Annotated in this window: 23 protein-coding genes; 17 read left to right on the forward strand and 6 right to left on the reverse strand. The window is 62.7% G+C overall.

All coding sequences use genetic code 11. The features are described from left to right. Positions 1-79 precede the first annotated feature (79 nt). Positions 80-565 carry a Holliday junction resolvase RuvX gene (gene ruvX / locus ACTJKE_RS09950; protein ID WP_057252278.1) on the forward strand — a complete coding sequence of 162 codons (486 nt, stop codon included), beginning with the start codon at positions 80-82 and terminating at the stop codon, positions 563-565. Here the strand turns inward: ruvX and ACTJKE_RS09955 are convergent. Further along, a complete protein-coding gene (locus tag ACTJKE_RS09955) occupies positions 511-852 on the reverse strand; it encodes a DUF6105 family protein (RefSeq protein WP_057252279.1) in 342 nt (113 codons plus the stop codon). The two genes, ruvX and ACTJKE_RS09955, sit on opposite strands and share 55 nt — an antisense overlap. A 126-nt stretch (positions 853-978) precedes the next feature. Between ACTJKE_RS09955 and ACTJKE_RS09960 the strand changes: the two genes are divergently transcribed. Together ACTJKE_RS09960 and ACTJKE_RS09965 are read left to right on the forward strand one after the other, a co-directional pair. Beyond that, the gene (locus ACTJKE_RS09960) at positions 979-1,194 is read left to right on the forward strand and encodes a hypothetical protein (protein WP_156414687.1); all 216 of its coding nucleotides are present in this window, start codon (positions 979-981) and stop codon (positions 1,192-1,194) included. A 31-nt stretch (positions 1,195-1,225) separates the two neighbouring features. Then, positions 1,226-2,161, forward strand: coding sequence for an AEC family transporter (locus tag ACTJKE_RS09965; protein WP_093232273.1), 936 nt, complete (start codon positions 1,226-1,228; stop codon positions 2,159-2,161). Between the two features lie 95 nt (positions 2,162-2,256). Here the strand turns inward: ACTJKE_RS09965 and ACTJKE_RS09970 are convergent, their stop codons facing one another. Then, positions 2,257-3,909, reverse strand: coding sequence for an acyl-CoA dehydrogenase family protein (locus tag ACTJKE_RS09970; protein ID WP_057252281.1), 1,653 nt, complete (start codon positions 3,907-3,909; stop codon positions 2,257-2,259). Positions 3,910-4,066: 157 nt separating this feature from the next. On the opposite strand from ACTJKE_RS09970, the gene ACTJKE_RS09975 reads away from it, so the two are divergent. From ACTJKE_RS09975 to rpmG, 10 genes are all read left to right on the forward strand, one after another. Next, on the forward strand, positions 4,067-5,008 hold the full coding sequence (locus ACTJKE_RS09975; RefSeq protein ID WP_057252282.1) for an aspartate carbamoyltransferase catalytic subunit: 942 nt from the start codon (positions 4,067-4,069) through the stop codon (positions 5,006-5,008). Continuing rightward, positions 5,005-6,297, forward strand: a complete 1,293-nt coding sequence (locus ACTJKE_RS09980) for a dihydroorotase (RefSeq protein ID WP_057252283.1) — start codon at positions 5,005-5,007, stop codon at positions 6,295-6,297. The genes ACTJKE_RS09975 and ACTJKE_RS09980 overlap by 4 nt, the downstream gene beginning before the upstream one ends. A 30-nt stretch (positions 6,298-6,327) precedes the next feature. Further along, positions 6,328-6,939, forward strand: a complete 612-nt coding sequence (gene plsY / locus ACTJKE_RS09985; RefSeq protein WP_057252284.1) for a glycerol-3-phosphate 1-O-acyltransferase PlsY — start codon at positions 6,328-6,330, stop codon at positions 6,937-6,939. Then, positions 6,939-8,087 carry a DNA-processing protein DprA gene (dprA, locus tag ACTJKE_RS09990; protein ID WP_057252285.1) on the forward strand — a complete coding sequence of 383 codons (1,149 nt, stop codon included), beginning with the start codon at positions 6,939-6,941 and terminating at the stop codon, positions 8,085-8,087. Before plsY ends, dprA begins: the two co-directional genes overlap by 1 nt. A gap of 231 nt (positions 8,088-8,318) precedes the next feature. After that, positions 8,319-10,985 carry a type I DNA topoisomerase gene (gene topA, locus ACTJKE_RS09995; RefSeq protein WP_112995488.1) on the forward strand — a complete coding sequence of 889 codons (2,667 nt, stop codon included), beginning with the start codon at positions 8,319-8,321 and terminating at the stop codon, positions 10,983-10,985. A gap of 2 nt (positions 10,986-10,987) precedes the next feature. Continuing rightward, positions 10,988-13,360 carry a ribonuclease R gene (rnr, locus tag ACTJKE_RS10000; RefSeq protein ID WP_440636684.1) on the forward strand — a complete coding sequence of 791 codons (2,373 nt, stop codon included), beginning with the start codon at positions 10,988-10,990 and terminating at the stop codon, positions 13,358-13,360. Positions 13,361-13,386: 26 nt separating this feature from the next. Further along, complete coding sequence (locus ACTJKE_RS10005; protein ID WP_057252287.1) at positions 13,387-13,842, forward strand: DUF983 domain-containing protein; 456 nt, start codon at positions 13,387-13,389, stop codon at positions 13,840-13,842. Next, positions 13,839-14,543 carry an NUDIX hydrolase gene (locus ACTJKE_RS10010; RefSeq protein ID WP_057252288.1) on the forward strand — a complete coding sequence of 235 codons (705 nt, stop codon included), beginning with the start codon at positions 13,839-13,841 and terminating at the stop codon, positions 14,541-14,543. Before ACTJKE_RS10005 ends, ACTJKE_RS10010 begins: the two co-directional genes overlap by 4 nt. A 13-nt stretch (positions 14,544-14,556) precedes the next feature. Next, positions 14,557-15,741 (forward strand): MFS transporter, encoded by a 1,185-nt coding sequence (locus ACTJKE_RS10015; RefSeq protein WP_093232267.1) that lies wholly within the window; start codon positions 14,557-14,559, stop codon positions 15,739-15,741. A gap of 93 nt (positions 15,742-15,834) precedes the next feature. After that, a complete protein-coding gene (gene rpmG, locus ACTJKE_RS10020; protein WP_034795357.1) occupies positions 15,835-16,002 on the forward strand; it encodes a 50S ribosomal protein L33 in 168 nt (55 codons plus the stop codon). Between the two features lie 583 nt (positions 16,003-16,585). On the opposite strand, the gene ACTJKE_RS10025 is transcribed toward rpmG, so the two are convergent. Then, a complete protein-coding gene (locus ACTJKE_RS10025; protein WP_112995489.1) occupies positions 16,586-17,953 on the reverse strand; it encodes a PleD family two-component system response regulator in 1,368 nt (455 codons plus the stop codon). A gap of 17 nt (positions 17,954-17,970) precedes the next feature. Further along, positions 17,971-18,342 carry a response regulator gene (locus ACTJKE_RS10030; protein WP_003537642.1) on the reverse strand — a complete coding sequence of 124 codons (372 nt, stop codon included), beginning with the start codon at positions 18,340-18,342 and terminating at the stop codon, positions 17,971-17,973. 156 nt (positions 18,343-18,498) lie between these two features. Between ACTJKE_RS10030 and ACTJKE_RS10035 the strand changes: the two genes are divergently transcribed. Beyond that, positions 18,499-18,768 (forward strand): DUF3572 domain-containing protein, encoded by a 270-nt coding sequence (locus tag ACTJKE_RS10035; RefSeq protein ID WP_058329343.1) that lies wholly within the window; start codon positions 18,499-18,501, stop codon positions 18,766-18,768. 2 nt (positions 18,769-18,770) lie between these two features. Further along, complete coding sequence (locus ACTJKE_RS10040) at positions 18,771-19,412, forward strand: hypothetical protein (protein ID WP_112995490.1); 642 nt, start codon at positions 18,771-18,773, stop codon at positions 19,410-19,412. A 17-nt stretch (positions 19,413-19,429) separates the two neighbouring features. Here the strand turns inward: ACTJKE_RS10040 and ACTJKE_RS10045 are convergent, their stop codons facing one another. Next, positions 19,430-20,014, reverse strand: a complete 585-nt coding sequence (locus tag ACTJKE_RS10045; RefSeq protein ID WP_093232265.1) for a GNAT family N-acetyltransferase — start codon at positions 20,012-20,014, stop codon at positions 19,430-19,432. Positions 20,015-20,080: 66 nt separating this feature from the next. On the opposite strand from ACTJKE_RS10045, the gene ACTJKE_RS10050 reads away from it, so the two are divergent. Continuing rightward, positions 20,081-21,373 carry a DNA polymerase IV gene (locus tag ACTJKE_RS10050; protein WP_112995491.1) on the forward strand — a complete coding sequence of 431 codons (1,293 nt, stop codon included), beginning with the start codon at positions 20,081-20,083 and terminating at the stop codon, positions 21,371-21,373. Between the two features lie 113 nt (positions 21,374-21,486). Beyond that, entirely contained in the window at positions 21,487-22,716 is a 1,230-nt protein-coding gene (locus tag ACTJKE_RS10055) for a L,D-transpeptidase family protein (protein ID WP_112995492.1), read from the forward strand. Between the two features lie 109 nt (positions 22,717-22,825). On the opposite strand, the gene dnaE is transcribed toward ACTJKE_RS10055, so the two are convergent. After that, positions 22,826-26,323, reverse strand: a complete 3,498-nt coding sequence (gene dnaE, locus ACTJKE_RS10060; protein WP_112995493.1) for a DNA polymerase III subunit alpha — start codon at positions 26,321-26,323, stop codon at positions 22,826-22,828. Between the last annotated feature and the right edge of the window lie 264 nt (positions 26,324-26,587).

A 26,587-nucleotide genomic window follows, 5' to 3' on the forward strand; every position in this document is an offset into this window, starting at 1 on the left:
CGATCTCCCTGATGATTTGCGTGTCGGAACAGCATATGGAACAGACAGCCCTCCGCGCAAAGATCGAATCGACACCGACATGGCAATTCTCACCATCGAAGAGCTGGCATCCCAGCTTCAACAGAACCAGGCGATCGCCGGGCTCGACCTCGGCACCAAGACGATCGGCCTTTCGGTCTCCGATCTCGGCCGCAGGTTCGCAACACCCCGAGAGGTGATCCGCCGGATCAAGTTCGGGGTGGACGCGGAAGCGCTGCTGTCAGTGGCAGGAAAAGAAAAGATCGCAGCCTTCGTCATCGGCCTGCCCGTCAACATGGACGGCAGCGAGGGACCGCGTTGTCAGGCGACCCGCGCCTTCGTGCGCAACATGGAGCAAAAGACGCCGCTGCCTTTCATCTTCTGGGATGAAAGGCTTTCGACCGTTGCGGCCGAGCGTGTGCTGATCGAAATGGATGTGTCGCGACGGAAGCGGGCCGAACGCATCGATTCGGCCGCCGCCTCCTTCATTCTTCAGGGCGCGCTCGACAGGCTGGCTTCGCTCGCGAGGGACGGCCTTTCGGACTGAGCTACGCCGGCACCGAAACGACGGCGATACCAGGCTGCGATCTCACGGCGCTTGCGAAAGCCGATAATGGCAAAAACCACAAAACTATCGAAGACGATCGCACGCGCGACGAGGGGCGGGATCGTCTCTGGCGGAATGCCGAGGACATGGCCGTAGACCTGGAACACGAGATCATGGGTCTGCCGCGTCAGCATGAAGAAGCCGAAGCTCATGTCGTAGTAGGAGAGACCATACCACGACGTGAGGAACATGACCGGGCAGGCCCAAAGGATCAGAAACCACTTCATGCGGCTCCCCTTTCCGAGATGCGGCGGTAGACTAGCGGATATATGGCGCGGTCTGCCAGCAACAAGGCAAGCAGGACCATCGTTGGGACCGCAATATCCAGCGCCAGTCCGGCGAAAAACATCATCATGATGATCAAAAGACCAGTTCTCACCGAACCGCTCCACTCCGGATCTGTTGAAATTCCTGGTCAATTTCGCGCCTACAGGCAAGGCGTGCAACGTAAACCATTTGTTAAGGTTAATTTTCACAAGCTAGGTTTTCTTGCGCTCACGCTTGCGGTTGCGCCCGATCATTCACCACAAAGCTGCAAGCCCATTCCGGTCTCTGCAAAATTCGGGTAGCGGTATCCCTCCCCCTCGCAGGTCCTCCTCCATGACCGTCGTCTTTGAAAGCATCCTTCCGATCTTCCTGCTGGTTCTGCTCGGCGTCTGGCTCAAACGCTCGACATTCGTCGACCAGAGCCTTTGGCTCGGGCTCGAGCAGTTCGGCTACTTCATCCTGTTCCCTGCCCTGCTGTTCTCGACGCTTGCCCAGGCAGACTTTGCCGGGTTGAAAGCCGACGCGACGGCCATCGCGACGATCGGCAGCGTCAGCCTGATGTCGGCCTTCGTGCTGCTCCTCTGGCCAGTGCTGCGAGACCGGCACGTGTCCGGCGCCTCGTTCACCTCAGTCTTCCAGACCGCAACACGCTGGAACGGCTTCATGGCGCTGGCGATCGCGCAAAAACTCTATGGACCGATCGGCCTGACGCTGACCGCGCTGGTGATGACGCTCGTGATCATCCCCATCAATCTCTACAATATCGGCGTGCTGGTCTGGTTCGGCGGGGGCAATCGTGACTTCAGGCGCTTCTTCGCAAAGATCGCCACCAATCCGCTGATCGTCGCCTCGGTGCTCGGCATTCTCGTCAACCTGGTCGGACTTAAGATCTACGGCCCCGTGATGACCACGATCGAGATGCTGGCAAGCGCCTCGCTCAGCCTCGGGCTGGTGATGGTCGGGGCAGGTTTGCGCGCTTCCGATGCGCTGAAGCCGAGCGCGACGGCGCTGCTCGCGGTCTTCCTCAAGTTGATCGTCATGCCGGTCTTCATGGTGAGCGCGAGCTATCTGCTCGGCATTCGGGGGGACGCCCTGCTGGTCATCGCGCTTGGCGCGGCCGTGCCGACGGCGATGAACGGCTATCTGCTGGCCAAGCAGATGGATGGCGACGCCGAACTCTATGCGGCGGTCGCAACCGTGCAAACGGTCGTCTCGTTCTTCACGATACCACTCGTCCTTTACCTGACGACCTACGTCGCAGGGATCTGACGACGTACATGGCAGCGGACTGACGACGTACGTCGCAGCGGCTGACGGCATACGCCGCCGGGACCTGACGACGTACGTCGCAGGGGGCCGACGGCCTACGCCGCAGGGGGATAGAGAAGATCGAGGATGTAGGCGGAATCGAAGCGCGAATCGAGCATGCCGTAGGTCGAGCGCCATCCGGCAGCCAGTCGCGATTCGAGGAAAGCGTCGGCGATGCGGCCGGCACCGAGACGATAGAGTTCGGCGGCGGCGGCGGCGAGCGCCAATTGCTCGACCAGCATGCGCGCAGCACCCTCGTCCCGTTCGCAGAGCGACATGGCGGCGCGCAACACGTCGATCGTCTTGCGGCCGGCTGGTCCGAGATCGCGCGCCAAAACGACGAAGAGCTGCTCGAAGAGGTCCTTGCCCTTGGCGAGTACGCGCAGCACGTCCAGCGCCATGACGTTGCCGGACCCTTCCCAGATAGCGTTGACAGGTGCTTCGCGGTAATGGCGCGCCAGCGCGCGCTCTTCCACATAGCCGTTGCCGCCAAGGCACTCCATCGCCTCGTAAATCAGTGCCGGGGCGATCTTGCAGGCCCAGTACTTGGCAACAGGCGTCATGATCCGCGCATAGGCCGCGTCTTCAGGGCTGTTGCGGGCCTTGTCGAACGCTTCAGCCAGACGGAACGAAAGGGCGCTTGCCGCCGCCACATCGAGCGCCATGTCGGCAAGCACGCGCGTCATCATCGGCTGGCTCACGAGCGGCTTGCCGAAGACCTTGCGGCCGCGGGTGTGGTGCACGGCTTCGGCAAGCGAGGCACGCATCATGCCTGCGGATGCCAACGCGCAGTCGAGGCGCGTCAGCGTGACCATGTCGAGGATCGTCCGGATGCCGGCGTCCGGAGCGCCGAGGATGAAACCGAACGTGTCGGAGAACTCGACCTCCGACGAAGCGTTGGAGCGGTTGCCGAGCTTGTCCTTCAACCGCTGGAAGCGCAGGCCGTTGGCGCTGCCGTCTTCCAGAAGACGCGGCACGAGGAAACAGGCAAGGCCCTCGCGGGTCTGCGCCAGCATGACGAAGGCGTCGCTCATCGGTGCCGACATGAACCACTTGTGGCCATTCAACCGATAGATGCCCTCGCCTACACGCTCGGCCGTCGAGGTATTGGCGCGGACATCGGTACCGCCCTGCTTCTCGGTCATGCCCATACCGACGGTGACGGCCGACTTCTGCATCCAGGGACGGTTCGTCGAGTCGTATTTGCGTGACAGGATCTTCGGCGCCCATTCCTTCTGCACCGCCGGAGACGCGGTGATCGCGGCAAGCGACGCGCTCGTCATCGTCAGCGGGCAGAGATGGCCGCATTCCAGCTGCGCCGTCAGATAGAAGCGGATGGCGCGTGTCTTGTGCGACTGGTTGCGCTCGTCGGCCAGGTTTTCCCAGGCCGACGCATGCAGGCCCGACGACATTGAGCGGCGCATCAGCGCATGCCAGGCCGGGTGGAACTCGACGACATCGAGACGCTCGCCGCGCGGGCCATGCGTCTTCAGCTTCGGCGGACCTTCATTCGCCATACGCGCCAGTTCCTGCGCTTCGGGCGAGGTGACGTAACGGCCGAGCACATCGAATTCGTCGCGCAGCGTCTTGCTCATCGACGAGGTGATGTCCACCACGAGCGGATCGGAGCGATAGGCGTTGACACCGGACCAGGGCTTGGGCTGGTTCAGCTCGGCGAGTTTCTGTTCAGTCCGGTTCATCTGATTCATGGGCCGGTTCTAGCGCAAGTTTCTCGACCACGGAACGGGGCGCGAAAAAGATAGGATGGCCGTTGCAAGTTTTCTGCGGACGATGACGCCCAAGCCTTGCCGTACCGGGGGCCAAGTCTTATAGAGCGACCACATTTCCAGAGCGCAAGGGCGGCCCATGATCACTTTCCCGCATCGCCACCTGCTCGGCATCAAGGGGCTCACGGAGCAGGATATAACCTATCTGCTCGATCGCGCCGATGAAGCCGTCCAAATCTCCCGTCAAAGAGAGAAAAAGACCTCCACGCTGCGGGGGCTGACGCAGATCAACCTCTTCTTCGAGGCTTCGACCCGCACGCAATCGTCCTTCGAGCTCGCCGGAAAGCGGCTTGGCGCCGACGTCATGAACATGTCGGTCGGCAACTCCTCGGTGAAAAAGGGCGAAACGCTGATCGATACGGCGATGACGCTGAACGCCATGCACCCGGACGTGCTGGTGGTGCGCCATTCCTCGGCGGGTGCTGCCGCACTCCTGGCGCAGAAGGTCTCCTGCTCCGTCGTCAATGCCGGCGACGGTCAGCACGAGCACCCAACCCAGGCCCTGCTCGACGCGCTGACGATCCGCCGCGCCAAGGGTAAGCTCTCGCGCATCATCGTGGCGATCTGCGGCGACGTGCTGCACTCGCGCGTGGCGCGCTCCAACATCCTGCTCCTGAACCAGATGGGCGCCCGCGTGCGCGTCGTCGCTCCGGCGACGTTGCTTCCCTCGGGGATCGCCGAAATGGGCGTCGAGGTCTATCACTCGATGGCCGAGGGCCTGAAGGATGCGGATGTCGTCATGATGCTGCGCCTCCAGCGCGAGCGCATGGCCGGCTCTTTCGTGCCTTCGGTGCGCGAATACTTCCACTACTACGGACTCGATGCGCAGAAGCTGAAGGCGGCCAAGGACGATGCGCTCGTCATGCACCCCGGGCCGATGAACCGCGGCGTCGAGATCGCCTCGGAAATCGCCGACGGCCCGCAGAGCGTGATCGAACAGCAGGTCGAGATGGGCGTTGCCGTACGCATGGCGGTGATGGAAACGCTGCTTCTCTCGCAGAACCAGGGGCCGCGCCTATGACCAGACCACTCGTTCTGAAGAACCTCCGCATCGTCGATCCCTCGCGCAGCCTTGACGAGGTCGGCACTGTCATCGTCGGAAACGACGGCCGCATCCTGGCCGCCGGCGCGGATGCACAGAACCAGGGCGCGCCCGATGGCGCCTTCGTCAAGGACTGCGATGGCCTGACCGCCGTTCCCGGCCTCGTCGATGCCCGCGTGTTCGTCGGCGAACCGGGCAGCGAACATCGCGAAACCTTCGAATCCGCGTCGCGCGCAGCAGCGGTCGGTGGCGTCACCACCTTCATTGCGATGCCCGACACGGATCCTGTGATCGACGATATCGCGCTGGTCGAGTACGTAAAGAAGACGGCGCGCGACAAGGCCCTCGTCAATGTCCATCCTGCCGCGGCCCTGACCAAGGGACTGGCCGGGGAAGAGATGACCGAATTCGGCCTGCTGCGCGAAGCCGGCGCCGTCTGCTTCACCAATGGCCGACGGTCGATCCACGACACGCTGGTTCTGCGCCGCGCCATGACCTATGCGCGCGAATTCGGCGCCGTCATCTCTCTTGAGACCCGCGACAAGTATCTCGGCGCCAACGGCGTCATGCACGAAGGCCTGCTCGCAAGCTGGCTCGGCCTTGCCGGGATCCCGCGCGAATCGGAGATCATCCCGCTCGAGCGCGACCTGCGCATCGCCGGCCTGACGAAGGCCGCCTACCACGCCGCCCAAATCTCGGTTCCCGAATCGGCTGAGGCCATTCGTGCAGCACGCCAGCGCGGCGCCAACGTCACCTGCGGCATCTCGATCAACAATCTGGCGCTCAACGAAAACGACATCGGCGAGTACCGCACCTTCTTCAAGCTTTCGCCGCCCCTTCGCAGCGAAGACGACCGGGTGGCCATGGCCGAGGCGCTGGCCGACGGCACGATCGACATCATCGTCTCCTCGCATGACCCGCAGGACGTCGACACCAAACGCCTGCCGTTTGCCGACGCTGCCGACGGTGCGATCGGCCTTGAAACGCTGGCAGCGGCCGCTCTTCGGCTGTACCACAGCGGCCAAGTTCCATTGATGCGCCTGATCGATGCCATGTCGACCCGCCCGGCGGCGATCTTCGGTCTTAACGCCGGCACGCTGAGGCCGGGCGCCAAGGCCGATATCGCGGTCCTCGACCTCGACGAGCCGTGGGTGCTCTACAAGGAAGCCATCGTCTCGCGCTCCAAGAACACGCCGTTTGAAAATGCACGCTTTACCGGCCGGGTTGTGCAAACCTATGTTGCCGGCAAGCTTGTGCATTCCGCATAAGCCCAAAGCGGTCGCGCGGGAGGGGAACCGGTGGATCTATTTTCCTGGCAGCTTGGGCTGCCCTTGACGTTGTTGAGCCTGGGCTTCGGTTATCTGCTCGGCTCGATCCCATTCGGACTGATCCTGACCCGCATGGCCGGGCTGGGCGACGTCAGAAAGATCGGCTCGGGCAACATCGGCGCGACCAATGTGCTGAGAACCGGCAACAGGAAACTTGCGGCAGCAACATTGCTTCTGGATGCCCTGAAGGGCACCGCCGCGGCCTTCATCGCCTCCTACTGGGGCGTGGAAGCGGGGATCGCCGCCGGCTTCGCCGCCTTCATCGGCCACCTCTATCCGGTCTGGCTCGGCTTCAAGGGCGGCAAGGGTGTTGCCACCTATATCGGCGTCCTGCTCGGCCTCGTTCCCGCCATGGTGCTTGCCTTTGCGGTGATCTGGCTCGCCATGGCGAAAATCAGCCGTTACTCCTCATTGTCCGCCCTGGTTGCAACGGCTATCATTCCGGTACTACTTTACGCGGTAGGGAACGAAAAGGTCGCCCTGCTCTTCGCGGCAATGACCATCATTAGCTGGGTGAAGCATCGCGCCAATATTCAACGGCTGATCGCCGGCACGGAAAGCAAGATCGGGGACAAGGGATAATGTCTGAGGACAGCGCAGGACGAACCGGAGTGGCGCTGACTGAACGACAGAAAATATCCTGGCTGCGGCTGATCCGCAGCGACAATGTCGGCCCCATCGCCTTCAGGGACCTGATCAACCACTTCGGCACCGCGGAAAACGCGCTCGACGCGCTTCCAGAACTATCCCGGCGCGGAGGGACCAAACAGGCCTATCGCGTGGCAACGGTAAGCGAGGCCGAACGGGAACTGGAAGCGGCGCGACGCTGCGGCGCGGTCTTTGTCGGCATCGGCGAGCCAGGTTATCCTTCAGCGCTTCGGCAGATCGACGGCGCTCCCCCTCTCCTCGCGATGAAGGGCGATCTCAAAGCAGCAACCCGCCCGTCGCTCGGCATTGTCGGCTCGCGCAACGCGTCGGCCAGCGGCGCCAAGTTCGCGGCGATGATTGCCCGCGATGCCGGTCGCGCCGGCTATGTCGTCACCTCGGGTCTCGCGCGCGGCATCGATACCGCCGCCCATCGCGCAAGCCTCGAAACCGGCACGATCGCCGCGCTTGCCGGCGGCTTGGATCGGCCCTACCCGCCCGAAAACATCGGCTTGCTGGATGAGATCACCGCTGGCCGGGGTCTGGCGATCAGCGAAATGCCCTTTGGCTGGGAGCCACGTGCACGCGATTTCCCGCGGCGCAACCGGCTGATTGCCGGCGTCAGCCTCGGCGTGACCGTCGTCGAGGCGGCCAATCGCTCCGGCTCGTTGATCACCGCGCGTTATGCCGCCGATTTCGGCCGGCTGGTCTTTGCCGTTCCGGGATCCCCACTCGATCCCCGGTGCCATGGCACGAACGACCTTTTGAAGCAGGGCGCGATCGTCACGACGTCATCGGACGATGTCCTTGAAGCATTGGCGCCGCTCAGCCAGTTCGAGCTACGCTTGCCAAGTGTCAGGGAACCGGAGGGGCATGCGCAACCGAGCACCCCTGCCGCGACCAATGACAGCGACCGTGCGGCCATCATCAATGCGCTTGGTCCGACGCCGGTCGAAACCGACGACATCGTCAGGCACACCGGGCTTTCGCCGGCACAGGTCTACCTTCTTCTCCTAGAGCTCGATCTCGCTGGGCGGCTCGATCGCCACGCCGGAGGACTCGTGTCTCTCACGGCAAGCGAATGAGCACCGGCGATGGCGACCCCGCGGCCGTGAGGAAGCGAGCAGGCACCCATTCCAGATTGCAGATGCGATGCAATCTTGCATGAGTTGCATCACCTCCTCTCGTCGTTATTTTGGGTGAACCCTCTTGACCCCGCACGAATCCCTGTCCATTTCGGGGCATCGATACCAGGCGACACACGGCGCTGACAGCGCTGACGCCCGAACCAGAACCGGTTGTCTCAGAAAATGACGATGAATGTTGTAGTGGTGGAGTCGCCTTCCAAGGCAAAGACGATCAACAAGTACCTCGGGCCTAACTACAAGGTGCTGGCTTCGTTTGGCCATGTGCGCGATCTGCCGGCGAAGGACGGTTCGGTCCGTCCGGATGAAGACTTCGAAATGTCCTGGGAGGTCGATGGCGCCTCGGCCAAGCGCATGAAGGACATTGCCGACGCGGTAAAGTCCGCTGACGGCCTCATTCTCGCAACCGACCCGGATCGCGAAGGCGAAGCCATTTCCTGGCACGTGCTCGACCTCTTGAAGAAAAAGAAGGTGCTCGGCGACAAGCCGGTGAAGCGCGTCGCCTTCAACGCCATCACCAAGAAGGCCGTGCTCGAGGCGATCGCCCATCCGCGCGACATCGACATCTCGCTGGTCGACGCCTATCTGGCGCGCCGCGCGCTCGACTATCTCGTCGGCTTCAACCTGTCGCCGGTCCTCTGGCGCAAGCTTCCGGGCGCCCGCTCGGCCGGCCGTGTGCAGTCCGTCACGCTGCGCCTTGTCTGCGATCGCGAGTCCGAGATCGAGCGCTTCATCTCCGAGGAATACTGGAACATCTCCGCGCTGCTGAAGACCCCGCGCGGCGACGAGTTCGAGGCCCGCCTCGTCTCGGCCGATGGCAAGCGCCTCGCGCCAAGGGCTGTCGGCAACGGCGAAGAGGCCAACCGGCTGAAGACCCTGCTCGATGGCGCCGCCTATGTCGTCGACAGCATCGAGGCAAAGCCGGTCAAGCGTAACCCGTCGCCGCCTTTCACCACCTCAACACTGCAGCAGGCCGCCTCCTCCAAACTCGGCTTCTCCGCATCGCGCACCATGCAGGTCGCGCAGAAGCTCTATGAAGGCGTCGACATCGGCGGCGAGACGGTCGGTCTGATCACCTATATGCGTACCGACGGCGTGCAGATGGCGCCGGAAGCGGTCGAGGCCTCGCGCAAGGCGATTGCCAGCCAGTTCGGCGACCGCTACCTGCCGGAAAAGCCGCGTTTCTATTCGACCAAGGCGAAGAACGCCCAGGAAGCGCACGAAGCCATCCGCCCGACCGACTTCAATCGGACGCCGGACCAGGTCCGCCGCTTCCTCGACGGTGACATGCTGCGCCTCTACGATCTGGTCTGGAAGCGTGGCATCGCGAGCCAGATGGCATCGGCCGAGATCGAGCGCACCACGGCAGAAATCACTGCCGACAACGGCGGCCAGAAGGCGGGCCTGCGCGCCACCGGCTCGGTCATCCGCTTCGACGGCTTCATCGCCGCCTATACGGATGCCAAGGAAGACGGCGAGCAGACGGATGATGGCGAGGAGGATGGCCGCCTGCCGGAAATCAACGCGCGCGAAAACCTCGCCAAGCAGAAGATCAACGCCTCGCAGCACTTCACCGAGCCGCCCCCGCGCTACTCGGAAGCGAGCCTGATCAAGAAGATGGAAGAGCTCGGCATCGGCCGGCCGTCGACCTATGCCGCGACGGTCACGACCCTGCTCGACCGCGACTACATCACCAACGACAAGCGCAAGCTCATACCCCAGGCCAAGGGGCGGTTGGTGACGGCGTTTCTGGAAAGCTTCTTCACGCGCTATGTCGGCTACGACTTCACGGCGTCGCTCGAAGAAAAGCTCGACCAGGTCTCGGCCGGTGAGGTCAACTGGAAGGATGTACTTCGCGACTTCTGGAAGGATTTCTTCGCACAGATCGAGGAAACAAAGGAGCTGCGCGTCACCAACGTGCTCGATGCGCTGAACGAGGAACTGGCGCCGCTGGTCTTCCCGAAGCGCGAAGACGGCGGTGATCCACGCATCTGCCAGGTCTGCGGCACCGGCAAGCTGTCGCTGAAGCTTGGCAAATATGGCGCCTTCGTCGGCTGCTCGAACTATCCGGAGTGCAACTTCACCCGCCAGCTTTCCTCCGAAAGCAACGGCGACCAGGAAGCGGCGGTCTCCAATGAACCGCAGGCGCTCGGCAAGGATCCGCATACCGGCGAGGAAATCACCCTGCGCAGCGGCCGTTTCGGCCCCTATGTCCAGCGCGGCGACGGCAAGGAAGCGAAGCGCTCGAGCCTGCCGAAGGGCTGGACGCCATCGACGATCGACCATGAGAAGGCGGTCGCGCTGCTGTCGCTGCCGCGCGATATCGGCGCGCACCCCGAAAGCGGCAAGATGATCTCGACCGGCCTTGGCCGCTACGGACCGTTCGTGCTGCACGACGGCACCTATGCCAATCTCGAATCGATCGAAGACGTCTTCTCGATCGGCCTCAATCGCGCCGTGTCGGTTCTCGCCGACAAGCAGTCGAAGGCCGGTGCCGGGCGTGGCCGCACCGCCGCCGCCTCGCTCAAGGAACTTGGCGACCACCCGGACGGCGGCTCCATCACCGTTCGTGACGGTCGCTATGGCCCCTATGTAAACTGGGGCAAGGTCAACGCGACGCTGCCGAAGGGCAAGGATCCGCAGTCGGTGACGGTCGAGGAGGCACTCGTGCTGATTTCGGAGCGTGCCGCCAAGGGTGGAACTACCAAGGGCAAGCCCGTGAAGGCCAAGACGACCAAGGCGGCGGCAAAGTCCGAGGACGGCGCAACCAAGTCGACCAAGGCCAAGGCACCTGCCAAGAGCAAAACGAAGACGGCCGCCAAGGCCAAGAAGGGCTGATCTTGACCAGAATACCGCGCGATCCGACCGAACAGTCCGGCAGAAGAGCCATGGGCAAGAAGCCTGCTCGCGCGGCCAAGGGAGGACCGGCTCCGGCAAGCGAGCCCATCATCCACGGCGCGGTTCCGCCGCGTGACGTGCTGATGCGTTTCATTGCCGAAAACCCGGACCGCGCCTCCAAGCGCGAGATCGCCAAGGCCTTCGGGCTCAAGGGCGATACCCGTGTCGAGCTCAAGGCGCTGCTGAAGTCGCTGGAAGTGGACGGCCTCGTCGAAAAGAAGCGCAAGTCGCTGGTGCGTCCCGGCGCCCTGCCCCCGGTGACCGTGCTCGACATCACCATCCGCGACGTCGACGGCGAACTGATCGGCCGTCCCGCCGAGTGGCTGGACGATGACGGCGTCGCGCCGGCGGTGCTGATCAAGCAGTCGGTTGTCGGCAAGGCCAAGGGCAAGGTACCGGTCGGCGGTCTCGGCGACCGGGTGCTCGCCAAGATCTTCCCCGCCAAGGAGCGTGGCGGTCCTGCCTATACGGCGCGCATCATCAAGGTTCTCGACAAGCGCAAGGACGCCGTGCTCGGCGTCTTCCGCGCCACTCCAGGCGGCGGCGGCCGGCTGATGCCGATCGAGAAGCGCGGCGAAGAAGTGCTCGTCGATCCGGAGTTCACCGGCAACGCGCAGGATGGCGATCTGGTCGAAGTGCAGCTCTCGCGCCTCGGTCGCTACGGTCTGCCACGGGCCCAGGTCCAAAACGTCATCGGCTCCGTGGCCTCGGAGAAGGCAATCTCGATGATTGCCATCCACGCGCATGGCATCCCCCACATCTTCCCCGAGCGTGTGATCGAAGAGGCGAACGCCGCCGGTCCCGCCACCATGGCCCATCGCGAGGATTGGCGCACGCTGCCGCTGATCACCATCGACCCGGCCGATGCCAAAGATCACGACGATGCGGTTTATGCCGAACCCGACCCGTCCGAGGACAATCCCGGCGGCGTCATGGTCACGGTCGCAATCGCCGACGTCTCCTATTACGTCCGTCCGAAATCGGCGCTGGACCTGGAAGCGCTGAAGCGCGGCAACTCGGTCTATTTCCCCGACCGGGTGGTACCGATGCTGCCCGAACGGATTTCGAACGACCTCTGCTCGCTGAAGGAAGGCGTCGATCGTCCGGCGCTTGCCGTGCGCATGCGCTTCTCCAAGGAAGGCCGCAAGGCCGGCCACACCTTCCACCGCATCATGATGAAGAGTGCTGCCAAGCTCTCCTATCAGCAGGCACAGGCGGCGATCGACGGCAACCCGGACGACAAGACCGGGCCGATCCTCGACGCGATCCTGAAGCCGCTCTGGGAAGCCTATCGGATCCTCACGCGCGGGCGCGACCGGCGCCAGCCGCTCGAACTCAACATGCCCGAGCGCAAGATCATCCTGAAGCCCGACGGCACGGTCGATCGCGTTTTCGTCCCGGAACGCCTCGACGCCCACAAGCTGATCGAAGAGATGATGATCCAGGCAAACGTCGCGGCCGCCGAGACGCTGGAGCAGAAGCGCCAGGTGCTGATCTATCGCGTGCACGACCAGCCGTCGCTCGCCAAGCAGGAAAGCCTGCGCGAGTTCCTGGCGACGCTCGACATCTCGCTCGTCAAGGGCGGCAACATGCGCTCGAACCATTTCAACGGCATTCTCGCCAAGGCCGAGGGAAAACCCTTCGAGACGATGGTCAACGAGATGGTGCTGCGGTCGCAGAGCCAGGCGATCTACAGCCCCGAGAACATCGGGCACTTCGGCCTGAACCTTTTGAAGTACGCACATTTCACCTCGCCTATCCGGCGCTATGCCGACCTGATCGTGCACCGGGCGCTGGTTGCCTCGCTCGGCCTTGGCGAAGGCGGGCTGACGCCGCAGGAAGAGGGCGTGCTCGACGACATCGCCGCCGAGATCTCGACCTTCGAGCGTCGCGCCATGGCGGCGGAGCGCGACACCGTCGACCGGCTGATCGCACACCATCTGAATGGCCGTGTCGGCGAGGAATTCGAAGGCCGCGTCTCCGGCGTCACCAAGGCGGGACTCTTTGTCACCCTGCCCGCCTATGGCGCCGATGGCTTCGTTCCGATATCTACGCTCGGGCGCGACTACTTCATCCATGATGAGGCGCATCAGGCGCTTTCCGGCGAAAAGACCGGGCTCGGCTATCGCCTCGGCGATCCGGTGCGCGTTAAGCTCGTTGAAGCTGTGCCGCTTGCGGGTGCGCTCAGGTTCGAGATGCAAAGCGAGGGGCGCAAGATGCCGACGGCAACGCGCTCCTTCCACAAGTCCGGCCGGCGCGATCGCACCGGAGCACGTAAGACGCCGGGAACGCGGCCGCCGCGAGGCAGGCGTTAGAACTCCCGTAAGGCAGAGGATTAGGCATGAAAGCAGCGGCAGGCGAAACACTTCAACTGGGCGGTAGCGAAAGCGACAAGCGCTCCGTTGGCCTTTCGATGAAGCGCGGCTTTCTCGGCCGTTGCCCGGCCTGTGGCAGCGGCAAGCTGTTTCGCAGCTACGTCAAGTCCGTCGATGCCTGCGCCGCCTGCGGCGAACGCATGGACCATCACCGCGCCGATGACTTCCCGCCCTATATCGTCGTGACGATCGTCGGCCACGTCGTGCTTGCGGGCTACATGATGACCGATCTCATCCTGCCGCTGACAACGTGGCAGCATCTGGCAATCTGGGCACCGATCACCGTGATCAGTTCGTTGGCGCTGCTGCAGCCGATCAAGGGTGCCGTCATCGGCTTGCAATGGGCGCTCAGGATGCACGGTTTCGGCGGCCACGAAGACGCACCGGAAGATGTCCTGCCGCCGCGAGACGACAGGGCATGACGTCTGCGCGGGGCCTGGGCGGCGAGGTCGAACGCCAACGTTCCGCAGCCGTCAGGCCACGCGATGCGGCCTCCGTCATGCTGCTTGACCGCCAAGGGGGACGCGTGCGCGTCCTGATGGGCAAACGGCACAGCGCCCATGTCTTCATGCCGGATCTCTATGTCTTCCCCGGTGGGCGGCGCGATGCCGGCGATCACCGCATCGGCTTCGGCTCCGACCTGCACCCTTCCGTCCTGCATGCGCTGAAGGCGGCCGGCACGCGCGAGCTGACGGATGCACGCGCACGCGCGCTCGCCCTTGCCGCACTGCGCGAACTTTACGAAGAGGCCGGCATCGCCGTCGGGCAACCGGCTCCCTCTGCCACAGCGCCGGTTCCATTTCTTCCCGATCTTGCAAAGTTGCGCTATATGGCTCGGGCCATTACCCCTCCGGGCCACGCGCGGCGGTTCGATACGCGCTTCTTCGCATTGTTTGCGGACGAGGCCAAAATCGATCCGACACGCTTCCTGGACAGCCGGGAGCTTCAGGATTTGCAGTGGATCGATGTGAACGATTCTCCGTCTCTACGGATACCCGACATCACCGCCATCATACTTGCTGACCTCAGAAGCAGTCTCGACACCGATCCGTCGCTCCCCTGCGAACGAGAGGTGCCACTTTATGCCGCGCGCCGTGGGCGCCTCGTCCGCACGTTGCTCTAAGGACCCTCGTCGCATGTCACAGCCGTCGCCCGGTACAGTTGCACCGGTTGAGGAAATTCACTGGCGGTCGCTGATCGCCGCCGTTGCAGCGATCAGTGCGGTCGGCATTGCAATTGGTCTCGGTCTGCCGCTCCTGTCGATCATCATGGAGAAGCGCGGAATCTCCTCGACGCTGATCGGCTTGAACTCCGCCATGGCTGGCGTGGCATCGATGGTTGCCGCCCCGTTCACGACCAAGTTCGCTCATAGACACGGCGTCGCGCCGACAATGCTGTGGGCCGTCCTGATCGCAGCAACGAGTTCGTTCGGCTTTTACTACATTACCAACTTCTGGCTCTGGTTCCCGCTGCGGATCGTTTTCCATGGGGCGATCACCGTCCTCTTCATTCTCTCCGAGTTCTGGATCAACGCCACGGCGCCGCCGGCAAAGCGCGGCTTCGTGCTCGGCATCTATGGCACGTTCCTGTCGCTGGGCTTCCTGACCGGGCCGCTGTTGTTTTCAATCCTCGGCAGTGAAGGCATCCTGCCTTTCATGGTTGGCGCCGGCGTCATCCTGCTTGCCTCGGTGCCGATCTTCCTCGCACGCGACGAAAGCCCCGTCATAGACGAGAAGCCGGAGCGGCATTTCCTGCGCTACGTCTTCCTCGTGCCCACCGCAACCGCCGCCGTGTTCATCTTCGGCGCGGTCGAATCAGGCGGTCTTTCGCTGTTCCTCATCTTCGGCACGAGAGCCGGTTTCAGCGAATCGCAGGCGGCCCTCCTGCTGACTGTCATGGGGGTCGGAAATTTCATCTTCCAGATCCCGGTCGGCATGTTGTCCGACCGCGTCAAAGACCGGCGAACCCTGCTCTCGGCCATGACTGTTATCGGCCTTGTTGGCGCGCTGTTCCTGCCGCTTCTGGTCGAAAGCTGGTTCCTGATGGCGATCGTATTGCTGTTCTGGGGCGGCTGCGTCTCCGGGCTCTACACGGTCGGTCTCAGCCACCTTGGCTCGCGGCTGCAGGGCGCCGATCTTGCCGCCGCCAACGCCGCTTTCGTGTTCTCCTATGCCGTCGGCACGGTTGCGGGGCCGCAGGCCATCGGTGCTTCAATGGATGCCACCGGCAACAATGGCTTTGCCTGGGCGATCGCCGGCTTTTTCGGCCTCTATGTCGCGCTTTCGGTGGTCAGGATCGTTTTGAAGCCAAAACGGCCTTGACTTTTCGGCCGCGATTTGTAGTTTCGCGCCAACCTTGCCCGTGGCCCGCAACCGGTTGTCCACGGCTTTCATTGTTACAAAGGCAGGACGACCATGGCAAAAGCCACCACCATCAAGATCAAGCTGCTTTCGACAGCCGACACGGGTTTCTTCTACGTCACGACCAAGAACAGCCGTACGATGACGGAAAAGATGACCAAGACCAAGTACGACCCGGTCGTCAAGAAGCACGTTGAGTTCAAGGAAACCAAGATCAAGTAAGATCGACCGTTTCTCGGGAATTTAGGGCGCCGACCGCAAGGTCAGGCGCCCTTTCCTTTTGGACGTCCGGGAAACGGCGCGCAAGGCACCGCTGGCTTCGGTGACAGGTCAAAGGATGATTGAAAGACATGCCGACACGGCGCCCCCTCGCCCGGTGCCGAGAAAGCAAAAACGCCGCCCCAAGATGGGACGGCGCTTCGGAAAAGGGGGTCGGCTGGCGTCTGACTGCGGCACGAGGATTCCGCAGAAGTCAAAAGCCAACCGACCGACCCCACGACCCAGGAGATGCGGCGGACCTGAGCATCATGGGGTAAGTAAAATGTTGGTAGGCGATGCCTACTTGTTCATCAGCATCACCTGAAAATGGAAAAAAATCAACGAATTCTTAATGCGCGAAGCGGTGCCGCTAAGCGCATGGTTAATTTTGTATCAGACTGAGACAGGCACACGCATGGGCGCCGCGGCTACCCAATCTCCCCGGTAGCATCGGCTGTGGCGAGAATACAACTTTAAATGCAACCCGCAAGAGGTGACCCAAGAAAATCACTGGGTCGCGGAGCGCCCGGATTGGACGGCCAAACGCTCAGGCGGCCGCCGCCACCACTCGGTTGCGGCCCTCGTGCTTGGCTTGGTAGAGCGCCGTATCCGCGCGCTTCAACAGAGCCTCGGCCGTGTCAGCACCCGGCCTGAGCGTCGCTATTCCCATCGACGCCGTTACCTTCAAAACGCCATCCGCCTGCGGAACCGGGAACGGCAGGCTTTCGATAATCGTGCGCAAGCGCTCGGCGACGCCCGCCGCCATTTCAGCCGACGTATCCGGCATCACGACGACGAATTCCTCTCCGCCGAAACGGCAGGCAAGATCGGCACCGCGCACGGTGGTGCGAATGCGGTTGGCGAACTCCCGAAGCACTTCGTCGCCGGCATCATGGCCGTAGGTATCATTGACCTGTTTGAAACGGTCAATGTCGGTCATGCAGATGGAGAGCGGCCGGCCGCGCGCCGCAGCCCGGTCCATCAACAGTTTCAGGTGGGTGTCGAAATAGCGGCGGTTGTGCAAGCCTGTCAGGCCATCGGTGACGGCAAGTTCGATGGTCTGCTGCACGCTCGAGCGCAGCCTGTCATTGCAATGCTTGCGCCGGATCTGGGTCATGGAGCGGGCAATCAGTTCATTGGGATCAACCGGCCGCATCAGATAATCGGTCACGCCGAGATCGAGCGCACGCACCACCATCTCGTCGCTGCCCTGCTCCGCGATCAAGAGGATCGGGATGAAGCGCGTCCGCTCCAGCGAGCGCAACTGCGAACACAGCCGCAGGGGATCGTAGTCGTCGAAATTCGCATTGACGATGACCAGGTCGAAGTTGTTCTCGGCCGCTTCGAAGAGCGCCGCCTGCGGATCGGAAATCACCGAAACATCGGCGATCGGCTTGAGGGCGCGTTGCAGCCGCTCCTGTGACGAGCCACGGCCATCGACGAGCAGAACATTGCCCGGCTCGTCCGGACGATCCGCACCGCCGACGTCTTCGAGGCCGATGGTCTGCGCCGTCTGGGCGCGCAGGCGCAATTCATCGCTGACATTCTTCAACCGCACCAGGCTCTTCACGCGCGACATTAGCTGGAGATCGTTGACGGGCTTGGTCAGGAAGTCGTCGGCGCCGGCCTTCAGGCCGCGCACGCGATCCGACGGCTGGTCGAGCGCCGTCACCATGACGACGGGAATATGCGCCGTGCGCGGATTGGCCTTCAGACGTTCGCAGACCTCGAAGCCATCGAGGCCGGGCATCATAACGTCGAGAAGCACGAGATCGATGGGCGTCTTCTCGCAAAGCGCCAGCGCCGAATAGCCGTCATTGGCCGTCAGTACATCGAAATACTCGGCGAGCAGCCGGGCTTCGAGCAACTTCACATTGGCCGGAACATCATCAACGACAAGAATACGCGCAGTCATATCAATTTTCCCGCCGCTCAGGCATCGCCCAGGTAGGTTTTGATCGTTTCTATGAACTTCGGTACGGAAATCGGCTTGGAAACATAGGCTTCGCATCCACCCTGGCGGATCCGTTCCTCGTCGCCCTTCATCGCAAATGCGGTGACCGCAATGACCGGAATGACGTGAAGCTCGTCATCTTCCTTCAGCCATTTCGTCACTTCCAGACCGGATACTTCCGGCAACTGGATGTCCATGAGAATGAGATCGGGCCGGTGCTTGCGCGCGAGCTCGAGCGCCTCCATGCCGTTGCGCGTCTGGATCGTCGCGTAGCCGGAAGCCTCAATCAGGTCGCGGAACAGTTTCATGTTCAGCTCGTTGTCTTCAACAATCATTACCTGTTTGGGCATGTCGATCCCTTGCTGTCCATCATCGTCTTGCAAGTCTCCTCAGGACATTTAACTTGCAGAGCCGACGACTCGACCCATTTCCTCAACTTCAGAGATAGGCCTATTTGGTTGAAAAATAGGTAACTCCGCACGTAAAAACCATACGGGGACGAAGCATTGAAGAGCGCTGACGAAATCGCCATCGACATCCTTGCCTGGCTCGCGGGCGAGCCTGAGCTTCTGTCCCGTTTCCTGGCACTGACGGGCACCGATCCAACGGCGTTGCGCAATGCCATTGCCGAACCCGGCTTCATGGGCGGTCTCATCGCCTTTCTCATGGACCACGAGCCGACGCTGATGGCATTCTGCCAGGCAACCGGCACGGCACCGGAAGATGTCGTGCGCGCCCATGCGGCGCTTTCTGACCATTCGGGTTTTGAGGATTGAGCGTGCCAGGCACGTCCACGAGCGACCGCATTCAGCTTCGAGAGCGCCCGCTGATCGTCAGTGACGTCGATGAAGTCGTGCTCGAATTCATCAATCCCTTCAAAGCCTTTCTCGATAGCTGCGGCCACGTGCTGCTGCCCCGATCGTTCCGCCTGACCGGCAACATCATCGATCGCGCGAACGAACAACCGCTGGCGGAGGCGGAGGTCAAAGCCCTGCTTAATTCCTTCTACGGGACGCAGGATCGCTGGCAGACGCCGGCTGCACAGGTCGTCGAGACTTTGGCTGCTCTGTCGAAAGAAGCGGACATCGTTTTCCTGACGGCGATGCCGCCGCATCACGCGGCGGTCCGCCGTGCCTTGCTCGACCGGCTTGGCCTTCCCTATCCGCTGCTTGCCTCCGAGGAACCGAAGGGACCGATCGTCCAAAATTTGCACGGCGGACGCCCGGTTCCGCTGGTCTTCGTGGATGATATTCTTCGCAACCTGCAGTCGGTCCAGCATCACACGCCGTCCTGCCTGCTGATCAACCTGATGGTTAACGCGGAGTTTCGCGCCCTTGCCCCAAAGCCGGACGCCGGCATCCGCGCTGTGGCCGACTGGCCGGAAGCGGCGGCCACCATCCGCGCGCATTTCGAGGGTTAGTTCAGCGCCGGTTCCCATCAGTGCAAATCCAAGCGCATCAGCGGTCTACCATCCTTGCGGCGCGCCACGACATCGAATCCCGCAGCCTCGAAGACCGTCGTCGCGCCGACCCAAAGGGCGACTGACTTGGACTGTTTGGCACGATCGATCGGACAAGCATCGAGATAACGTGCGCCGCCCGCCCTGGCGTGGTCGATCGCGGCGCGCACGAGTTGATGGCTCAAGCCCCTGCCGCGTAGCTTCGACTGCATGAACAGACAGCTCAGCGCCCAGATCGTCGGATCGGTCGCCTCGCGGTCCTCCAGCGGTCGCGCGACCGTGCGCGGCGAATTGAACTGCGGAACATCCTGGCGCGGACCAATCTGAACCCAGGCCACCGGCGTTCCCTCGAAATAGCCGAGGATACCGGGCGACGGCGCGGTATCGATACGAGCCTTGATAAAGGCCCTGCGCTCCCTTGCCGGCATCGCCGTTCGAACGGAATGCGGCAGGCGCAACGCGGTGCACCAGCAACCGCCATAGGCACCGTTCGGCCCAAAAAGCTGCTCGAAATCCGCCCAACTATCCGCCGTGACAGGTGAGAACTGGAGTGTGATTTCCAACAGAGCCTCCCTTGAGACTCACTAGCGTAGAGCGTAAGGTCGCGATGTTCAATATTTGTTCCTGATATGCCCGACAGCGCTGCTCAATCTCCAGGCTTCTGCCGCGACTGCCTCAAGGAACAGGCCGCTAGCGCGCGGCGCTGCACGGCCTGCGGCAGTCCGCGCCTGCTGCGCCATAGCGAGCTCTACGATCTCACCTTGGCGCATATCGATTGCGACGCGTTCTACGCGTCGATCGAGAAACGCGACGATCCGGAGCTTGCCGACAAGCCGGTGATCATTGGCGGCGGCAAGCGCGGCGTGGTGTCCACGGCTTGCTACATCGCCCGCATTCACGGCGTGCGCTCGGCAATGCCGATGTTCAAGGCGCTGGAGGCCTGCCCGCAGGCCGTGGTCATCAAACCCAACATGGAGAAATATGCGCGCGTCGGCCGCGAGGTGCGGACGCTGATGCAGGAGTTGACGCCGCTGGTGCAGCCACTGTCGATCGACGAAGCATTTCTTGAGCTCAGAGGCACCGAGCGACTGCATCACGATCCGCCGGCCCGCACCCTCGCGCGCTTCGCCCGCCGTGTCGAGCAGGAGATCGGCATCACCGTTTCGGTTGGCCTCTCCTACTGCAAGTTCCTCGCCAAGGTGGCTTCCGATCTGCAAAAGCCGCGCGGCTTTTCCGTCATCGGTCAGGCCGAGGCGCTGGAGTTCCTGAGGGAAAAGCCGGTCACTCTGATCTGGGGCGTCGGCAAGGCCTTCGCCGCCATCCTGGAACGCGATGGCGTGCGCACGATCGGGCAATTGCAGACCATGGAGGAAGCCGACCTCATGCGCCGTTATGGCACCATGGGGCAGCGGCTCTATCGGCTGTCGCGCGGGCTCGACGAGAGGGCGGTCGAAATCGACGGCGAGGCGAAGAGCGTTTCCGCGGAGACGACGTTCAATGACGACATCGCACGCTACGACGACCTGGTCACGCACCTTAGGCGCCTGAGCGAGCAGGTGGCCCACCGGCTGCGAAAGTCCGAACTCGCGGGTCAGACCGTCGTTCTGAAGCTCAAAACCACCGACTTCAAGCTTCGCACCCGCAACCGGCGGCTCGACAGCCCCACCCGGCTTGCCGACCGCATTTTCCGCACCGGGCTTCAGCTTTTGGAGAAAGAGGCGGATGGCACGAAGTATCGCCTGATCGGGATTGGCGTCAGCGATCTATCCGCCCCAGATCTGGCCGACCCTCCGGACCTTGTCGATCCGGCGGCAACCCGCCGGGCAGCGGCCGAAGACGCCATGAACAAGCTGCGCGACAAGTTCGGCAAGGAGAGCGTCGAGACCGGCTATACCTTCGGTACCCGGAAACGCGATCACTGAACGTAAACGTGCGGCGATCACGCAACCTTGATGTGGCCGACACACGGACTGGATGAATTCCTTAAAGATTGCCGGCTAGGCTCGTTCGCCAAGTCACGTGTTGGGTTGAGTGTATGGTATCGCGTTTCGCTCTCACCGCCAGCTTCGTCGCTCTGCTTTTGTCGCCGGCCACCGGCTTTGCAGGCAGTCGCGGGCCGCTGCAAATCATTGTCTCGAAAGACCAGCAATCGCTCGTGGTCTATGACGGCGATGCCGTGATTGCGACGTCACCGGTGTCGACCGGCAAGGCCGGCCATGCGACGCCGACCGGAATCTTCTCTATCCTCGAAAAGCGGCGCCATCATAAGTCGAACATCTATTCGAATGCGCCGATGCCGTTCATGCAGCGGCTCACCTGGTCGGGCATTGCGCTGCACGGCTCCAACCACGTGCCCGACTACCCCGCCTCACACGGATGTGTGCGCCTGCCAAGCGCTTTCGCCGCGTCGCTCTACAAGATGACCGAGCGCGGCGTGCATGTGCTGATCTCGGACCGGCAGATATCGCCCGCAGAGGTTAAAAGCGCCCTCCTCTTCCGTCCGGTTCCGGTAAATATCCAGCCGCCGCTTTCCGATGTTCCGCTCAGACCGGCGATCAGCCAGGCCGGAGATACGCCGGTGGAAGTGGCGATGAGAGAGCCGACCGGCGGTGCCGGCACCTCCAGATCCATGGAAGAACCGATCCGCATCCTGATCACGCGCAGCGACGCGCGCGACACCATGCGCGAGGTTCAAACCTCGTTGGAATTCCTCGGATACGCGCCCGGCTCGATCGACGGCCATGCGGGCACGGCAACCACTGCGGCGCTCCGCGCCTTCCAGACGGGCGAAGGTCTCGAGAGCGATGGCAAGCTGACGCCGGAACTGACCGACAAGCTCCTGCGTAAGGCCGGCCGAACGCCGCCGCAGAACGGCAAGATCCTCGTGCGGCAAGGTTTCAAGCCGCTTTTCGAAGCCGGCCTCACCATCGACAAACCGGAAGAGGCCCTTGGGACGCATTTCCTCCAGTTCCGGCACAATGAAGAAGAAGGCGCCGAAGGCAAATGGTTCGGCGTTTCGCTTGAAAACCACCTGCCCGCCTCGATGAAGAAGCGGCTCGGCATTTCCATTGAGGCGGACCCCTTCGCTTATAACGGCATACAGCGCACGCTGGCGCGAATGACGATATCCGACGACGTTCGCAAGCGGGTTGAAGGACTGCTGGCCGAGGGCTCTTCGCTCTCGATCGCCGACACGGAAAGCGGGCTGGAGACCGGCCAGGGAACCGATTTCATCACCGTCACCCGATCGCGTCCGGGTGACTGATCCCGGGGAACCGCAGGAAAGCACAATGTGCGCTTTCTGTCCCAGCTGCCCACCCTCAAGGTGATCGGTGTGATTTCTTCGCTTCGAACGAAACGGAGAAACCTGCCGATCAAACCAACTCGACGTCGACCACGCCCGGCGCCGAGCGCAGCGCCGCAGCGATCTCGGGCGAGATCCGGAACTTCTCGCTCAGTTCCACCTCGATCTCGCGCTGACCGTTGTCCTTGATGACGACGAAGGAGACGAGACCGTCGCCCCTGGTGTTGAGGTGCGAGGCGATCGATTTCAGTGGGCCGGAATCGCGCACATAGACGCGCAGCGCCTTCTGCAGTTGCAGCGATTCTTCCTCGAGCGAGCGCAGGGTCTGGATGCGCAGCCCGATGCCTTCCGGCCGCTCCTCGGCGGCAACGGTCATGACCAGCGATTTGCCCGGCTCCAAGAGGTCGCGATACTGGTGCAGCATTTCGGAGAACAGCACGGCCTCGAATTGGCCCGAAGAATCCGAGAAGGCGACGATTCCCATCTTGTTGCCGGTGCGCGTCTTGCGCTCCTGCTTCGAGGTCACTGTGCCGGCAAGCCGGCCGGCGGTTGCCCCCTTCTTCACCGCGCCGGCGAAATCGCCGAAGGTCTGCACGCGCATCTTGGCGAGCAGCGCATTGTAGGTGTCGAGCGGGTGGGCGGAGAGGTAGAAACCCAGCACCTGGAATTCGCGATGCAGCTTCTCCGAAGCGAGCCAGGGCGTGTAGGTCGGGAGCGCGATACGCTCCGGCCCGGTTGCCGCCCCTGCCCCGAACATGTCGCTCTGGCCGCTCGTCTTGTTCTCCTGCGCACGCTGGGCGAAGCCGAGGATGCGGTCGAGCCCGCCGACCAGTTCCGCACGGTCATAGCCGAAGCATTCGAACGCACCGGCAGCGATCAGGCTTTCGAAGACGCGACGGTTGAGAAGCTTGGGGTCGATCCTGAGGCAGAAATCCTCAAGGCTCACGAAGGTCCGGTCGCCGCGCACTTCGACGATATGCTCAACCGCGGATTCGCCCACGCCCTTGATTGCGGCAAGCGAATAATAGATGCGGTTTTCGCCCGTCTGGAAATGTCGGAATGAAGACTGCACCGACGGTGCAATCACCTCGATGCCCAGGCGCTTTGCGTCCTGACGGAAGTCGTTGACCTTTTCCGTGTTGGACATGTCGAGCGTCATCGACGCCGCCAGGAACTCCACCGGATAGTGCGCCTTCATATAGGCGGTCTGGTAGGAGACGATGGCGTAGGCCGCTGCGTGCGACTTGTTGAAGCCGTAGTTGGCGAACTTGGCGAGCAGGTCGAAGATCAGGTCCGCCTGCGGCTTCGACACCTCGTTCTTCACCGCGCCGTCGACGAAGCGGGCGCGCTGCTTGTCCATCTCCTCCTTGATCTTCTTACCCATGGCGCGGCGCAGAAGATCGGCCTCGCCGAGCGAGTAGCCCGAGAGCACCTGGGCGATCTGCATCACCTGCTCCTGGTAGACGATAACGCCCTGCGTTTCCTTGAGCAGATGATCGATCTTCGGATGGATCGACTCGACTTCTTCCTCGCCATGCTTGCGGGCATTGTAGACCGGAATGTTCTCCATCGGGCCCGGGCGATAGAGCGCCACCAGCGCGATGATATCCTCGATGCAGTCGGGCCGCATGCCGATCAGCGCCTTGCGCATGCCGGCGCTTTCCACCTGGAACACGCCAACCGTTTCGCCGCGCGACAGCATCTCATAGGTCTTCGGGTCGTCGAGCGGGATGCTCGCCAGATCAACCTCGATGCCGCGCTGCTTCACGAAATCGACCGCGACCTTCAATACGGTCAGGGTCTTCAGGCCGAGGAAGTCGAACTTGACGAGGCCCGCCTGCTCCACCCATTTCATGTTGAACTGGGTGACCGGCATGTCGGAGCGCGGATCGCGATACATCGGCACGAGCTGAGACAGCGGACGGTCGCCGATCACGATACCGGCGGCGTGGGTCGAGGCGTGGCGATAGAGGCCTTCGATCTTCTGGGCGATGTCGAGAAGCCGCGCGACGACTGGCTCCTTCTCGGCTTCCTCCTGCAGGCGTGGCTCTTCCTCGATCGCCTTGGAGAGCGGCGTCGGATTGGCCGGGTTGTTCGGCACCAGCTTGCAGATCTTGTCGACCTGGCCATAGGGCATTTCGAGCACGCGGCCGACGTCGCGCAGTGCGGCACGCGCCTGCAGCGAACCGAAGGTGATGATCTGCGCCACCTGCTCGCGACCATACTTGCGCTGCACGTAGCGGATCACCTCTTCGCGCCGGTCCTGGCAGAAGTCGATGTCGAAGTCGGGCATCGAGACGCGCTCGGGATTGAGGAAGCGCTCGAACAGCAGCGAGAAGCGCATCGGATCGACGTCGGTAATCGTCAGCGCATAGGCAACGAGCGACCCTGCACCCGAACCACGGCCCGGCCCAACGGGAATATCGTGCTGCTTCGCCCATTTGATGAAGTCGGCAACGATCAGGAAGTAGCCGGGGAACTTCATGCGCTCGATAACGCCGAGTTCGAAGGCCAGGCGCTCGCGATACTCCTCTTCGCTATAGCCGGGCGCCATGCCGAGCCTGGCGAGACGCTCTTCGAGCCCCTCCTCCGCCTGGCGGCGCAGTTCGTCCGCCTCGGCGCGCTCCGCCTCTTCCGGATCTGCGGTGGCGCCGGTAAAGCGCGGCAGGATCGGTCCGCGGGTCTTCAGCATGAAAGAGCAGCGCCGTGCGATCTCGACAGTGTTTTCCAGCGCCTCCGGCAGATCGGCAAAAAGCGCAGCCATCTCCTTGCGGCTCTTGAGGTAGTGGTCCGGCGTCAGGCGGAAGCGGCTGTCGTCCGAAACCATCGCGTTGTGCGCGACCGCCATCAGGGCGTCATGGGCGTCATAGTCGGACGGTGACGGAAAGAAGGCTTCGTTGGTGGCAACCAGCGGAATGTCGAACTTGTATGCAAGGTCGATAATCCGGCTCTCATGGCGGCGGTCAAATCCGCCGTGCCGCTGCAGCTCGATATAGAGCCGGTCGCCGAAGAGATCATGCAGCGCCTCGAGACGCGCTTCGGCCAGTGCCGTCGAGCCCGCCTTCAGGGCCAGGTCCACCGGACCGCCCGACGCACCGGTCAGCGCGATCAATCCGTCCGTACCGTTTTCGGCAAGCCAGGAGCGCGTGATCCGAGTCGCCTGGCTGCCCTCGCCGCTGAGATAGGCACGGCTCACCAGATCCACGAGCCGGGTGTAACCATCATCGGTCGCGGCGATCAGGACGATCGCGGGCAGCTTCGCGAGATGTTGCGCGTGGCCGCGCCGTTCGCCATCCGCCTCGTCTTCCATGTCGATGGAAAGCTGGCAGCCGGTAATCGGTTGCAGTCCGTCGTCGGCTGCTTTCTGCGAAAACTCGAGCGCGGCAAAGAGATTGTTGGTGTCGGCGATCCCGATCGCCGGCTGATTATCGGCAACCGCCTTGCCGATGACCTTCTTCAGCGGCAGCGCACCTTCGAGCAGGGAGAAGGCCGAGTGGACGCGCAGATGCACAAACTGCGGGTCCGAACCAAGCGCCTCGCTCGATGCTGCTTTGCCGTCGTCTGCCATTATTCGCACCCTGATTCCTGTCTGGTCGGCAGGATATCCCGTTTATCACCCGACATGTCCAGTTTCACCTGACACGTCGCCCCCCTTATTCAATCCAGGGGGCGCATTTCGGGAGGTGCTTGAGAGGAAATATCGACGCTCCTCAGAGGCCGAGCGCGATGAAAGAGATGCTTGCGATGAACAGGCTCATCGAAGCGAAGGCGGCGAGGTCACGAACAAAATCAGTCATAACATGGCTCCTTTTCCGTTATGTTTTTACTTTGT

Source organism: Ensifer sp. 22521, from assembly GCF_052044795.1.
Lineage (GTDB): Bacteria > Pseudomonadota > Alphaproteobacteria > Rhizobiales > Rhizobiaceae > Ensifer.